This is a genomic window from Caloranaerobacter longqiensis, assembly GCF_050286925.1.
Lineage (GTDB): Bacteria > Bacillota > Clostridia > Tissierellales > Thermohalobacteraceae > Caloranaerobacter.
In genome coordinates this window covers 37552-51341 of record NZ_JBFWFX010000012.1, presented here as the reverse complement: position 1 = coordinate 51341, position 13790 = coordinate 37552, and the positions used below count along the sequence as shown (strand labels likewise).

Below are 13790 nucleotides of genomic sequence, written 5' to 3'. Positions count from 1 at the left end.
TAACTTAAAAACCCCCTGCTTATACAAAGCAGGGGTTTTTAAAAGACTATAATTTTTCTTTAATCATGTCAACAAAATATCTGTGGAATGATTCATCTTCTGTGAGTTCAGGATGGAATGAAGTTGCCAACATATTCTTTTCTCTTGCAGCGATAATCTTGCCTTCATGCTCTGATAAAATCTCAACTCCTTCTCCAACCTTCTCAATGTAAGGTGCTCTAATGAAAACTAATGATATTGGTTTTGATGAAACTTGTGGTATTGTCTTTTCTATCATAAAACTATCTATCTGACTACCATATGCATTTCTTTTTACTTCAATATCCATTACTCCTAAATGTACATAATCCTGCCCTACAATTTTTTTCGCCAATAATATCATTCCTGCACATGTTCCCCATACAGGCATACCTTCTACAATCTTTTCTTTTAACGGCAAAAATATATTAAAGTCTTTCATAATCTTACCTATTGTAGTACTTTCTCCACCAGGAATAATTAATCCATCTATTTCTTTTATCTGATGTTCGTATTTTACTCTGATTGGCTGTACTCCTTCTATTTTTTCGAGCATTTCAATATGTTCGATTACAGACCCTTGAAAATCTAGTACTCCGACTTTAATCATTATTACCATCCTCTTTCAGCAAATTCTGTAGTCAATTTACTAATTTCTAATCCATACATAGGTTCTCCTAAATCTTCAGAAACTTCAGCGAGAATTTCAGGGTCATTATAATATGTAGTTGCTTTAACTATTGCTTTTGCTCTCTTTTCTGGGTTAGAAGATTTAAAAATACCAGAACCTACAAATACTCCATCACATCCTAACTGCATCATAAGAGCTGCATCTGCAGGAGTTGCAATTCCACCAGCTGCAAAGTTTACAACAGGAAGCCTTCCATGTTCAGCTACATATTCAACTAAATGATAAGGTGCTCCCATTTCTTTAGCAGCAGTCATAAGCTCTTCTTTAGGCATAAGTTTCAATTTCCTTATTTCAGAAAGCATCTGTCTCATATGCCTTACAGCTTCTACAACATTACCAGTTCCCGCTTCTCCTTTCGTTCTTATCATAGATGCTCCTTCAGCAATTCTTCGTAATGCCTCCCCTAAGTTTCTAGCACCACATACAAAAGGAACTTTAAACTGTTTTTTATTAATATGATACATCTCATCTGCTGGAGTTAAAACTTCACTCTCGTCAATAAAGTCTATTCCTATAGCTTCTAAAATTTGAGCCTCTACAAAATGTCCAATCCTTACCTTTGCCATAACTGGTATTGATACTGCTTTTTTTATTTCTTTTATCATTTTAGGATCAGACATTCTTGCCACTCCCCCCTGCTTTCTAATATCAGCAGGTACTCTCTCTAATGCCATAACTGCTACGGCCCCAGCTTCTTCAGCTATTTTAGCCTGTTCTGGATTTGTAACATCCATAATAACTCCGCCTTTAAGCATTTGTGCAAGATTTTTGTTTAATTCATATCTCTTATTCATACTATATCCCCCTCATATAATATTTTTAATAATAGATAAAACATTTGGATAATAATTTTTCATAAATTAATACAAACTAACAAGTATTGTATTGGTGTTTGTATCGTTTGTTGTGTAAATTGTATCGTTATTTATTATCTTTTATAGTTACATTACCATTACAATTCTATTATGTCATAATAATTGTATTGCGTCAATATAGTTAAAAAAGTCAGTTTTAAAAATATTTTTATAAATAAAAAGGCTTACACCAACATTAAGGTGTAAGCCTTAATCCTTATATTTCCAATCCTTTTCTTTTCTTTAACCATCCAGGTATTAGTGAGATTATTACAAAGAAAATTGCTCCAATGCCAAGATACATTAAAGTCTTGCCTATATTACCTTCTCCACTTACAATTGAACCTCCCATGAATGTAAAAGCTATAGCTCCTGGTATCATACATATCCATGAAACTAAAACATAAGTTCCGAACTTAATTTTAGTAAGTCCATAAGCATAGTTCTGAAGGTTGAAAGGAAATACAGGAACTAATCTAGTTATCATTAACATTCTCCATCCTTGTTTCTCAACACCTTCGTCTATCTTCTTAAATTGTTCATTTCCTTCAACCCAACTTTCTACCATATCCCTAGCCGCATATCTAGCTACTAAAAATGCCGCTGAAGCACCTAAAGTAGCTCCTATAGAAGCATATACAGCACCCATTACAGGTCCAAAAGCCAATCCAGCTAATATAGCTATAGGCAATCCTGGAAGAAAGAATAAACATGCTATGATATATAAAATTATATAAATTATAGGTCCAATGGCTCCATAGCTATTAATCCAAGCTTTTAAATTCTGCATATTTTCAAGGCTAATATATTCAAAAAGACCAAAATATTTCATAAGAGCAACAACAACCACTATAACTCCAAGAGTAATAGCAAGCTTTACATAACTTTTTTGTTTATCTTGTTTCTTTTCTTTCTTTTTAACCATAACTACACCTCCAGATTTTTTAAACGTATAGGGAGTATTACTCCCTATACGTTTACTTAGCTTCTCCAGTTTCTATTGGTAAATCTTTATTGTAGCTCCACTCTATCCATGAACCATCATAGTTTTTAACATTTTTATATCCAAGTAATTGAGTTAAAACAAAAGTAGTATGAGCTGATCTCACTGCTGATTGGCAATATGCTATTATAGTTTTATCAGGAGTAATACCCTTTGACTCATAGATTTTCTTTAACTCTTCTACAGTTTTAAAAGTCTTATCTTCACCTTCTCCAACATTAATAGCTTCCTTGTATTCAATCCAAACACTTGTAGGTATTCTTCCTTTTCTATAAGCACCTTTCTTTAAAGTTTCACCAGTAAATTCTTCTATTGAACGAGTATCTAGTATTATTACATTTGGGTCATTTATTGCAGCTTTAACATCTTCTAATGTAGCTAACTTACTTTCATCTACTTTACCTTTAAATTTATATTCTTTTGGAGTAATCTCTGGCTTAGCAGTTGTTAATTCAAGTCCAGCAGCTTTCCATCCATCAATACCACCGTCTATTAGTGCCATTTTCTCATGACCGTACATATCAAGTATCCACCATAATCTAGCTGCATCATAGTCTCCTTTTCCATCATATAACAATATAAATGTATCATTATCAATTCCTAAGCTACCTAGTAATTTCTCTACTTTCTCCTTTTCTGCTCTCATTCCACCGAATGGATAATTTTCGCTCTCATAATCTGGTCTCCATATATTAACAGCACCAGGTATATGACCTAATAAGTATTCTGGTGATCTTCTTATGTCAATAACAGCAACATTCCCACCTTTGTCAATTATCTCTTTAGCTTTAAGTGCACTTACTATTACTTTTGGATTTGCATAATCAGCATACTTACTTTCTTGTTTAGATAATTCTTCACTAGTTTTTACTTTTGGTCCTTGGAAACCGAAGTACCAAACTAATACACCAACTACAATTACAATTAACGCTAAACTTATAAATTTTACTTTTCTCATTTTATTACCTCCTTTAATTATTTTCTCTTTTTAATTTCTCTCTTAGATTTATATCTGTTTATCCAGCTTGTAATAGGGCTACTTGGAACACCAGGAAACTTAGATTTTGAAGTCCATGGACCTCCAAATATTAAATCTAGTATGTGAAGTGCATTTTTTCCACCTCTAACCATAGACTCCCTACAAGCTGCACAATAAGTAACCATGTAATCAGATTTAGCCTCGGCTGTTCTTCTTTTCATAACTCTTAATGCTAATTCAGGATTAGCAGGTACTACCATTCCTCCAAAACCACAGCATCTTGTATTTTCTCTTGAATAAGGTAATTCTTCAATTTTATATCCTAATTCGTTTATTATCCACCTAATTCCATCATGTATATCTGATCTATCTCTAGTTGAACATGAATCGTGTATTGCGAATGTTATATCACTATTTTTGCCTATTCCTCTTACATTTTCAGGTAACCCTATCTCTGGTAACACTGTCCATAGTGACCTTACTCTTTGATTTGGGCTGTACTCTGAAATTGTTAAGAAACATGATTGACAAGCTACTATTATTTCTTCAGCTCCTAATTTGTCTATTTCCGCTTGTAAGCTTGCATATCTCTCTTTAAACTTATCGACCTGTCCTAAAGCTTTAGTTGGTTTACCACAACATTTTAATATTGCACCTGTACCCGGTAGTTTTTCTTGTAAATATTCTAAAATCATGCCTACAGCGTAAGGATTATATGATGGCAAACTACATCCTGGTATGAATACACGTTTAGTCTTTTTAGCTTTACTATCTTTTATTGATATATTAAACAATTTTGAGAATCCTAAAGCCTGGTGCATTTCAATTGCATTATGCCCCTTCATTGGAGACTTACCATTGTTAGCCTTAATCATCTGCTTTCTAATATCCATAAATCTATCTTTAATCTTGAAGTCTTTTGGACATACCAAAGTACACTGACTACACATATTACATGAATATGGTATTTTAGGGTCAATTTCTCCTGTTTCTAATATCTCTTTGAATAAATCCTTAGGACAATTACAAAAATCCTTTAACATCTCACACTCTTTTACACATAATCTACATTCACATTTTAAACACCTAGAAGCTTCCTCTTTTGCCTGTTCTTCAGTAAAACCTAAATCTACTTCTTCAAAGCTTAATACCCTCTTGCTTGGTTCAACCTTCCTAGTTTCAACCCTTGGTAAGTTAGGAGTATCATCTTTTATTTCAGTCTCCAACCAAGTTTCATAGCTTCCTTCGAATTCCCTATCAGAATACAAATCCTTACCTTGAAGATATCTATCAATTGAAATTGCGGCCTTTCTTCCCTCTGCCATGGCTTCAATTACAATTGTAGACCTTCCAGATGCATCCCCTGCAACAAACACATTTTCTAATTTTGTCTGTAAAGTTACAGGGTCAACCTTAAATCTCCCACCTCTTTGGGTTTCTAATATTCCATCTGAAACAAAAGAATTATCTACCGCTTGTCCTACAGCAAAAATAACATTATCAACTTCTAGGACTTTCTTATTATTTTCATTGAATTTAGGATTAAATTTCCCTTCTTTATCAAAAATTGATACACATTCTTTTATTTCAAATCCTACTACCTTACCATCTTTTCCTATTATCTTTTCTGGCCCAAAACCATCATGTATGATTACGCCTTCTTCTTCAGCTTCCTCAACTTCCCAAGTATGAGCAGGCATTTTTCCCTTTGGCTCAAGACATACAAGATGTACTTCTCCTGCGCCTACTCTCCTTGCACTTCTAGCAACATCTATTGCAACATTTCCACCACCTATAACAGCTATTTTCTTCCCTATATTAGCCTTCCTAGTTAAACTCACTTCCCTTAAAAATTCAACAGCATTTGAAACTCCATTAAGATCATGACCAGGTACTGGGATTACTACTCCCTTATGAGCTCCTACTGCTATTAAAACTACATCAAAATCTTTCCTTAGTGCTTCAAATGATATATCTTTTCCGATTTCTACTCCTAGTTTAAATTCAACACCAATTTTTTCAAGCAAGCTATACTCAAAATCTATAATATTTCTTGGCAGCCTATATTCTGGAATTCCAACTCTCATCATTCCACCTAAAACAGGAAGTTTCTCAAATACTGTTACCTTATAGCCTTTTCTCCTTAAATCTAATGCTGCCTGAGCACCAGCAGGTCCTGCACCAATAATTGCAACCCTTTTATCCTTCTCAGTTTCAATACTTAAATCCCAATCTTTTTCATCATCGTAGTTATCTGCAACAAATCTCTTCAATGCCGCAATTGACATAGGTTGCTTAAACTCTCCTCTTTTACACTTATCCTCACATGGGTGAGCACAAATTCTCCCTAAAGTAGCGGGCAAGAATAATTTTTCTCTTATTAACTCAATTGCTTCTTTGAACTTCCCTTCTGCTATCAAATTTACATATCCTTTTACATCAGTATGCATAGGACAAGTAGCTTCACAATAAGGTGGAGCATCACCCATACAATTATCTACAATTTCCTTCATTTTTTCCAAAACTTCTTTTGGATAGGTAACCTTATTCATTGTTGACCCCCTTCTCACTCAATAAAAATCTATCAACTCTTTACTAACTTTGTTAAAACGTCTACAATAAGATTATAATATAAAAGTTTATTAACAAATAATAAGTTTTGTTTATGATATATAACAATAATTTATTGCATGTTTATTTTTTGTCAATAAGATTAAAATGTAATGTGCTGTATAATTTAATTTATGATATAATATAATAATACAAACTAGAACTAAGCCTCGATTCTTAAATTTAATCAGGTTGACAAAACCAAAGATTGGTGTTATTATAAAGAAATTCAAAGAATAGGTGGTATTATGAATTTACAGTATCTCAAGGCTTTCTATGTAACCGTGAAAGTTAATAGTATTTCAAAGGCTGCTAAAATACTTCATCTGACTCAACCAGGACTGAGTATGCAAATACAGTCTTTAGAAAAAGAATTACAAGTTAGCTTACTTAACAGAAGTAATAAGGGTGTTGAGTTAACTGAAGCTGGAAAGATAGTTTTTGATTATGCAAACACCATTCTTTCTCTAAAGGAAAACATAGAAAGAGACCTTGAGAATCTAAAAACTCACAAAAAACACTTGCTGATAGGTTCTTGTAAGGCGATAGGAGAATATGCATTACCATGTAGCATATATGTATATAAACAGGATAATAAAGACGTAGAAATAAATTTAGAAATTACAAATACAAAGGAAGTTATAGAAAATCTTATTAGTAGAAATACTAACATAGGAATTATACATGGAAATGTTAAAAATAAAGATTTAAAGATTATTAAAATCACTTCTGATAAATTACTTTTAGTTACATCTCTACCAGTTATTAAAAAGAAGATCACTTTAGACGAACTTGTTAAACTCCCTCTTATTTTCAGAGAAGAAGGTTCTGGTACTAGAGAAACTATAAAAAAAGCTTTAAAATGCCAAGATATTGAGATAGATGATTTAAATATTATATATGAACTCAATTCAATGGAAGCTATTAAAACCTCAGTTTTATCTGGAAAGGGTATATCTTTTATTCCTGAACTATCAATCAAAAGAGAACTGAGAGATGGATTATTGAAAGTTATAGAAATAGAAAATATGGAAATATTATCAGACTTCTACGTAGCTTACAGAAAAGACTATGAATTAAATCCTTATGAATTAAATTTTATAGATTTTATATGTTCTTCAAAACGTGGTTTCTGTTAAAAAGCGGCATTAGCCGCTTTTTTTATAATCCATAGGAAATTATATACCTTATTGAATTGTGGATAATTTTAAATATAATTTCCGTAATGGATATAGGCAAAATCATCCTTATAATTTATTAAAGTTGAAGATTTTGTTAGATATCACTAATGTATTCTTTTAAAAGTGTCCTCATAAAATCAATATCTAAATATGCTTTAATCTTTTTGAATGTATCCATATTTTTAATATCTTTGTCTGGTTTTTGATACTCAAGATATGCAAAAGCACACCACGACAATGCTCTTAGGTAAAGATATGGCATATATAATCTTACCCTGTCTCTAATTTCGTTATCTATACCCCCAAGACCTTTTATATATTCTTTAAAAAATTGTTCTTTCTCTTCAGCACTTAAAATGTAATCGGCCTTCCAAAGTGTAGTAGTTGGAGCTAAAAACTGTGTCAGATCTTGGCAAGGGTCACTTAAAACAGGTTTCTCCCAATCAATAAGATAACTCTTTTTGTTACCAATTATAAAGTTATGCGAATTTACTTCTGTATTGTTTATTACATGCCATTTATAATCTATAAAATATTTTTCCTTCCACTTGTTCTCTTCTGCCCACTCTAGAAATCTATAAAAAAACTTCTTAATATCTTTATTTATACTAGGTTCAACCAGGAAATCTTTGAGTAATTTTTTCCCTTCATTCACTCTATCTGTAAAAATATTTTCCTCAACAATAAAATTACTTGTATCTATCTTATTCAAGTCTAGAGAATGTATCCTAGAAAAAATGTAAGCTGCCTTATTTAAATCTCTATTATACTCTAAAGGTCTTCCATCTAAAAACTCCATAATCAATATTCCATAATTAAAATACGTCTTTGTATCGTCTACAAAAAATACCTTTGGGGTAACCCCACTTATCTCAAGTCTCTTTAAAGCTTCAAACTCATACCTAATCTGGCTTTTAACATCTATTTGACTCCCCGTATTTACCCTAAAAACATATTTTTTTTCGCCGCAATATATAGTAAAGTTTATGTTATACTCACCTTGAGCTAAGAATTTTACTTGAAAGTCATTCCCAAATCCTAAATATTTTAATTCTCTATTATTTTTAATATAATCTATAATTTTATCTTTCAGCATATTTTTTAACATTTTCCCTATCACTCCAACAATTTTGTATGAATTTTATAGTATTATGAGGAATTATCTTATCTTTCCAAATACCTTTTTTCATGTTTTCATAAAAAGCAAATAAATCTTCCTTTGTATCTATATCTCTGTGCTTTTCTATTAATGCGGTCTTTAGCCCCATTCCATTGGCAATATCAATTGTGCCCTCTAAAACTGACTTATTCCCCCATTTTATATCATTTATAAATAATTCCTTAGTCATTTTTTTCAGTCCAATAAAGAAATATCCTCCATCAAATGTAGGACCTATTACAACATCATTGTCTTCAAGCTCTTCAAAAGCTTTTCTTATTTCAAAAGGTTGAATATCTGGTATATCTGATCCCATTAACCCTACCTTTGTATACCCTTTTTCAAAAAGATATACCATTGCATTTGACATTCTCTCACCTAAGCTATCACCAGTTTGAGGAAAACACTGAATATAATCAGGCAATATGTTCTCTATTAAATAAAGAGAATCTTCTGGAGTAAAAGTTAAATATATATCTATTTCATCTTTGATAAAATTAAACGATTTGAAGATATCTAATAGAAAGGCTTTGTGTATTTCAGCACATTCTTCCTTAGTCAATGTACCGATTAGCCTAGTTTTAGTTTTACCTGGTATTGGTATTCGTGTCATCAATATTAGTGCATCCATATCTAGCCTCCCCTATAAATCTTACTTAATTTATCTGGAGATACACCTATTAAATATAACAATTTGATTTTATGCATCAAAAGTAGCGTTCTGAGCTGACCTCCTTTTATAAACCTTCTGGCTGACGTACCTATTGGTACTTTAATCATAGTCATTTTGCCTATTTTTGAAAGTTTCCTTGACAATTCCCAATCTTCCATCAACTCAATCTCAGGATATCCTCCTAATTCATCAAAAATACTTCTTTTAACAAATATTCCTTGGTCTCCAAAAAATAAGCCAAAGTATTTTGCTCTCCAATTAGATGTTACAGCTACAAATTTCATAAAACGTGTATCCAAGTCATAGAAATATAAAGAAAATCCTCCTCCAATATAACCAGATTCAATAGCTTCCTCTATTTTTTCTAAAGAACCTTCATGTATATATGAGTCTGAATGAACAAACCATAGAATATTTCCCTTTGCATTTTTGGCTCCTTTGTTCATTTGCTTAGCTCTGCCCTTTTCACTCATTATAACTTTCGCATATTTTTTCGCTATATCAACTGTATTATCTACACTACCACCATCTACAACAATAACCTCTTTATCTCCTTTTAATTTATTAATCTGTTTAAGTAAAGACTCTATACTTTTTTCCTCATTAAGTACAGGTATTATTATAGATATCATAAAATCACCAACTTATACGTTTTTTAGTCCGTTCATCAAAAAATACTGCCTTTTTATAATCTATATTAAGAAACACCTCGTCCCCTACTTGAAAATTAATTTCTGGTTTGCTTAAGCACTTAAAAAGATGTCCTCTTGCAGTAACATTATAGTATATTCTATCCCCTGCATATCTTCTTGTACTTATTATCCCTGGAATTCCTGTACTAATTTCTTTAGGTAATAGTTTAATTTCTTCTGATCTAATCATTGCTATAACCCTTCTATTGCCACTATAATCTATTTCATAAGTTCCAAAATCACTTACAAATTTCCCATCTTTAATTTCACCTTTTATATAATTTTTTTCTCCAAAAAAATTGGCAACATCAATAGTAGAAGGGCTTTGGTAAAGCTCTTTTGGTGTACCTACTTGTTTAATCTCTCCATCCATCATTACTACTATCTTATCTGAAGTCATAAGAGCTTCTTCTTTATCATGAGTAACTAAAATAGTAGTTATATTAAGTTTTCTTTGTATGTCACAAATAAAATCTCTCATGGCCTCTTTTAATCTAGTATCTAAATTAGAAAATGGTTCATCAAGCAATAAAACCTTCGGTTCTATTGCCAATGCCCTTGCAATTGCTACTCTCTGTCTTTGCCCACCTGAAAGCTCTTTGGGATATTTTTTTTCATGTCCTCTTAATTCAACTAAATCAATCATCTCTTTAACTTTTTTTAGCCTTTTAGATTTTTTCACTTTTGCCATTTTCAAACCAAACCCTATATTTTCTTCTACAGTCATATGAGGAAAAAGAAGATAATCTTGAAAAACTATAACTGCTCCCCTTTTTTCAACTGGAACATTCATAACAGAATTACCATTAAACAATACATCACCTTCATCAGGTTTTATAAGTCCTGAAATTATCTTAAGAGTTGTAGTCTTACCACAACCTGAAGGACCTAATAGTGAAACCATCTCCCCTTCTTTTACCTGTATATTTATATTATTAAGTATCTTTTTACCATCAAAGGTCTTGGAAATATTTTTTAGTAAGATTTCAGACATTATACACTACCCCTTATAGATAAAAATGGTTTTCAGTTTTATAATATATTTTAACAACTTTTTCAACTGACAATAATACAATTAAAACTGTAAGAATAAAAACTACACTAAATGCTGAAGCCATCATCCTATCCCCACTCTGGATATATGGGAATAAAAGCATAGAAAATGTAACTATTTTTCCTCCACCTATTAAAAAAGTTAAGAAATATTGACTAAAAGAAACTATGAAAATAAGACTTCCAGCCGATATTAAACCTGGAGTTATCAAAGGAAGAGTAATTCTAAAAAAAACCTGCATTGGTCTCGCCCCTAAAACTCTTGCTTGCATCTCCATTGACTCACCTATTATCTCAAATACATCAGTTAAAATTCTAATTCCATAAGGTAAACATGGAATTAAATGAACTAAAACAACTCCCCAAAATGTGTTAGCAAGTCCTAGTTTTATAAATGCAACATGAATTCCCATAACTACTGTCAATGGCGGAACTATTATCGGTGCTAATACAAGTATTTTTATAATTTTTTTCCCTTTGAAATTATAAACTCCCAACGCTTTTGCAGCAGGTATACTTATTATCAATGTTATAAAGGTAACTACAGAAGATAGCCATACACTAAAAAGTAGTACCTTAATAGCTTTGTTAGAAAAGCTAAAGATGTATCTATAACCTCTTAAACCAAAACTATTAGGAAATATATGAGGCCAAGGCCAGTTATTAGTTATACTCCATATTAATAAAATAAATAGAGGAAAAATTAAAACAAATATAAGAAAATACATTACTGCTGTATATATAAAGTTACTTTTTTTCATTTTTATCACCCATTATATTTGGACATCAATTTGAAAGTTCTATTGTAAATCCATACAAATAACACAGAAATAAAAGTTATAATCATATTTATTACCATTGTATAAGGACGATTTGTTAAATCTGGATTTGTATATTCAATATAAGCCTTAACAGGTAGTGTTTTCGGTGTTGTAGGTCCCAATAAATACGGTACCTCAAAAGCCCCAAACGAAAAAGCAAATATTATTATAAAGGAAGAAAATATAGATGGCATAATTAAAGGCAACAGAATATGCCAAAATACCTGCCTATTATTAGCTCCAAGATTCAAAGCAACCTCAACGAGTCTATTGTTTATATTACTAAGAACTGTATATACTACCATAGCTATAAAAGGTATCTCTTTCCATAAATAAGCTATTACTATCCCAATTCCAAATCTATCAAAAACTAAAGATGGAAATTGACTCTGGCTATCTATTATTCCAATATTATAAAGTATCCTAGGCACAATTCCACTTTGCGAAAACAAATTATATACAAGTAAAGCTGCGATTGTATGTGGAACTATGATAGGTAACTTATAGATAAATTTTTCTATTCTCTTTTTATACCTACTTCTTAAAATAGAATAAGCCAATATAACTCCTACAACTACTGCAATTACAGATGAAATTAAAGAAATATAAAAACTAAACCTTAAGGACTGTAAAAAATCTTTATCCGTTAATACTTCAAAATAGTATCTCAGTGTAAAATCTTTTAGCCCTATTACAGAAAAGTAACCAAAACTCTGGACTAATCCCATGATTAGTCCAGAGATGAATATCCCTATTAATATCGTCAATGCAGGAATCAGAAGTATATATGGTTTCATTTTTGTATTCAATATTCTACTCACCCTCTACAGGTATGTTTTCTAACCATATCTCTTCAATAATAGGTATCAAATTTGCAGGCATCTCAGGAACTCTATGGTCTAACAAGTATTGTTGTGGTAATGTCCCTTTCCCTATTTTAACATTAGTAAACAAACTCTTTTCACTATCACTCAATTTATTGTTATCTAAAACTGGCAAATCTCCCCAATTTTTAGGGTCGTATTTTGAAGCTTGTGCTTCAGGACTCAAAATAAAATTAATAACAGCTAAAGCTCCTGCTTTATTTGGTGCATTAAAAGGTATCGCTAAAAAGTGAGTATTCCCAATAGTGCCATTATCAAAAATAAAAGTATCTGTCGTATCTGGAAACTCACCTGTCTGAATTTTACTTGCAGCATGGTTTGGATTATAACTCATAGTCATCAATACCTCATTATCTGAAAACATATTGTCAAGCTGAGATATTGTAGCTGGATATGTCTTACCTTCCCTCCATAAATAAGGTTTCAATTCTTTAAGATAGTCAATAGCTGGCTTGATTGCCTTTTTAACTGTCTCTTTATCTGGCTTCATATTCATAAATTGCTCATATCCAACAATATCGTATATTATATTTCTCACAAATGCACTACCTGTGAAATCTGGAGGAGCAGGATATGTCAACTTTCCAGGATTTTTCTTAGCCAATTCTAATAACTCTTTATAGTTTTTAGGTGTTTTGTCTATTTTATTCTTATCATATATCATAACAAGTTGAGCTTTACCATAAGGTGCTTCATAGCCATCAACCTTAAACCCAAAATCATATTTAACCTCATCAGAGTTACTATCAATGTATTTATTAAAATTAGGTAACTTATCTGTAAAAGGTCCGAATAATAGCCCATTTTCTTTAGCTGTATAGAAATTTTCACCATTAATCCAAACTATATCAATAGTTCCTTCTTGGCTATTTAATTGTTTCTCTCCTAATAATTTATTTAAAATATCATCAATATTCATAGGTACCCTATTTAAAGTTATGTCATATTCTTCTTTTAGCCTTTTAGCTAAATATGTGTCAATCCAATTATTCACCTTTTGGCTTCCACCCCAACCATAGAAGTTAACAGTAGTACCTTTAGCTTCAGCCAATATATCTTCCCAACTCTTTTCTAAAACATTTCCTTCTATCTTTTCGTTACCACTACACCCCACTAGACTTGCAACTAAAGCTAAAATAAGCAGTATACTTAAAAACTTTTTCTTCATAATA

The 13790-nt window shown here is 31.5% G+C and carries 13 protein-coding genes; 1 reads left to right on the top strand and 12 read right to left on the bottom strand.

The features are described from left to right. Window positions 1–46 precede the first annotated feature (46 nt). The 5 genes from pdxT to AB4Y15_RS10175 form a co-directional block, all read right to left on the bottom strand. The gene (pdxT, locus tag AB4Y15_RS10195) at window positions 47–628 is read right to left on the bottom strand and encodes a pyridoxal 5'-phosphate synthase glutaminase subunit PdxT (protein WP_427340253.1); all 582 of its coding nucleotides are present in this window, start codon (window positions 626–628) and stop codon (window positions 47–49) included. Window positions 629–630: 2 nt separating this feature from the next. After that, entirely contained in the window at window positions 631–1503 is an 873-nt protein-coding gene (gene pdxS, locus AB4Y15_RS10190) for a pyridoxal 5'-phosphate synthase lyase subunit PdxS (protein ID WP_035165208.1), read from the bottom strand. Window positions 1504–1780: 277 nt separating this feature from the next. Next, the gene (locus tag AB4Y15_RS10185) at window positions 1781–2488 is read right to left on the bottom strand and encodes a TVP38/TMEM64 family protein (RefSeq protein WP_427340252.1); all 708 of its coding nucleotides are present in this window, start codon (window positions 2486–2488) and stop codon (window positions 1781–1783) included. 52 nt (window positions 2489–2540) lie between these two features. Then, window positions 2541–3524 carry a sulfurtransferase gene (locus AB4Y15_RS10180; RefSeq protein ID WP_427340251.1) on the bottom strand — a complete coding sequence of 328 codons (984 nt, stop codon included), beginning with the start codon at window positions 3522–3524 and terminating at the stop codon, window positions 2541–2543. 17 nt (window positions 3525–3541) lie between these two features. Then, the gene (locus AB4Y15_RS10175) at window positions 3542–6097 is read right to left on the bottom strand and encodes an FAD-dependent oxidoreductase (protein ID WP_427340250.1); all 2556 of its coding nucleotides are present in this window, start codon (window positions 6095–6097) and stop codon (window positions 3542–3544) included. Between the two features lie 306 nt (window positions 6098–6403). On the opposite strand from AB4Y15_RS10175, the gene AB4Y15_RS10170 reads away from it, so the two are divergent. After that, window positions 6404–7294: a LysR substrate-binding domain-containing protein gene (locus AB4Y15_RS10170; RefSeq protein WP_427340249.1), complete on the top strand. Its 891-nt coding sequence runs from the start codon at window positions 6404–6406 to the stop codon at window positions 7292–7294. A gap of 136 nt (window positions 7295–7430) precedes the next feature. On the opposite strand, the gene AB4Y15_RS10165 is transcribed toward AB4Y15_RS10170, so the two are convergent. Genes AB4Y15_RS10165 through AB4Y15_RS10135 form a run of 7 tightly spaced genes read right to left on the bottom strand, consistent with a single transcriptional unit; the run spans window position 7431 to window position 13786 of the window. Further along, a complete protein-coding gene (locus tag AB4Y15_RS10165; RefSeq protein ID WP_427340248.1) occupies window positions 7431–8432 on the bottom strand; it encodes a phosphotransferase in 1002 nt (333 codons plus the stop codon). Then, window positions 8419–9126: a TIGR04282 family arsenosugar biosynthesis glycosyltransferase gene (locus AB4Y15_RS10160; protein WP_427340247.1), complete on the bottom strand. Its 708-nt coding sequence runs from the start codon at window positions 9124–9126 to the stop codon at window positions 8419–8421. The genes AB4Y15_RS10165 and AB4Y15_RS10160 overlap by 14 nt, the downstream gene beginning before the upstream one ends. A gap of 2 nt (window positions 9127–9128) precedes the next feature. Then, a complete protein-coding gene (locus AB4Y15_RS10155; RefSeq protein WP_427340246.1) occupies window positions 9129–9800 on the bottom strand; it encodes a TIGR04283 family arsenosugar biosynthesis glycosyltransferase in 672 nt (223 codons plus the stop codon). Window positions 9801–9804: 4 nt separating this feature from the next. Beyond that, a complete protein-coding gene (locus AB4Y15_RS10150; protein ID WP_427340245.1) occupies window positions 9805–10854 on the bottom strand; it encodes an ABC transporter ATP-binding protein in 1050 nt (349 codons plus the stop codon). 13 nt (window positions 10855–10867) lie between these two features. After that, window positions 10868–11674 (bottom strand): ABC transporter permease, encoded by an 807-nt coding sequence (locus tag AB4Y15_RS10145; protein WP_427340244.1) that lies wholly within the window; start codon window positions 11672–11674, stop codon window positions 10868–10870. Between the two features lie 5 nt (window positions 11675–11679). After that, window positions 11680–12543, bottom strand: a complete 864-nt coding sequence (locus tag AB4Y15_RS10140; RefSeq protein WP_427340243.1) for an ABC transporter permease — start codon at window positions 12541–12543, stop codon at window positions 11680–11682. 4 nt (window positions 12544–12547) lie between these two features. After that, the gene (locus tag AB4Y15_RS10135) at window positions 12548–13786 is read right to left on the bottom strand and encodes an ABC transporter substrate-binding protein (protein WP_427340242.1); all 1239 of its coding nucleotides are present in this window, start codon (window positions 13784–13786) and stop codon (window positions 12548–12550) included. Window positions 13787–13790: the final 4 nt, after the last annotated feature.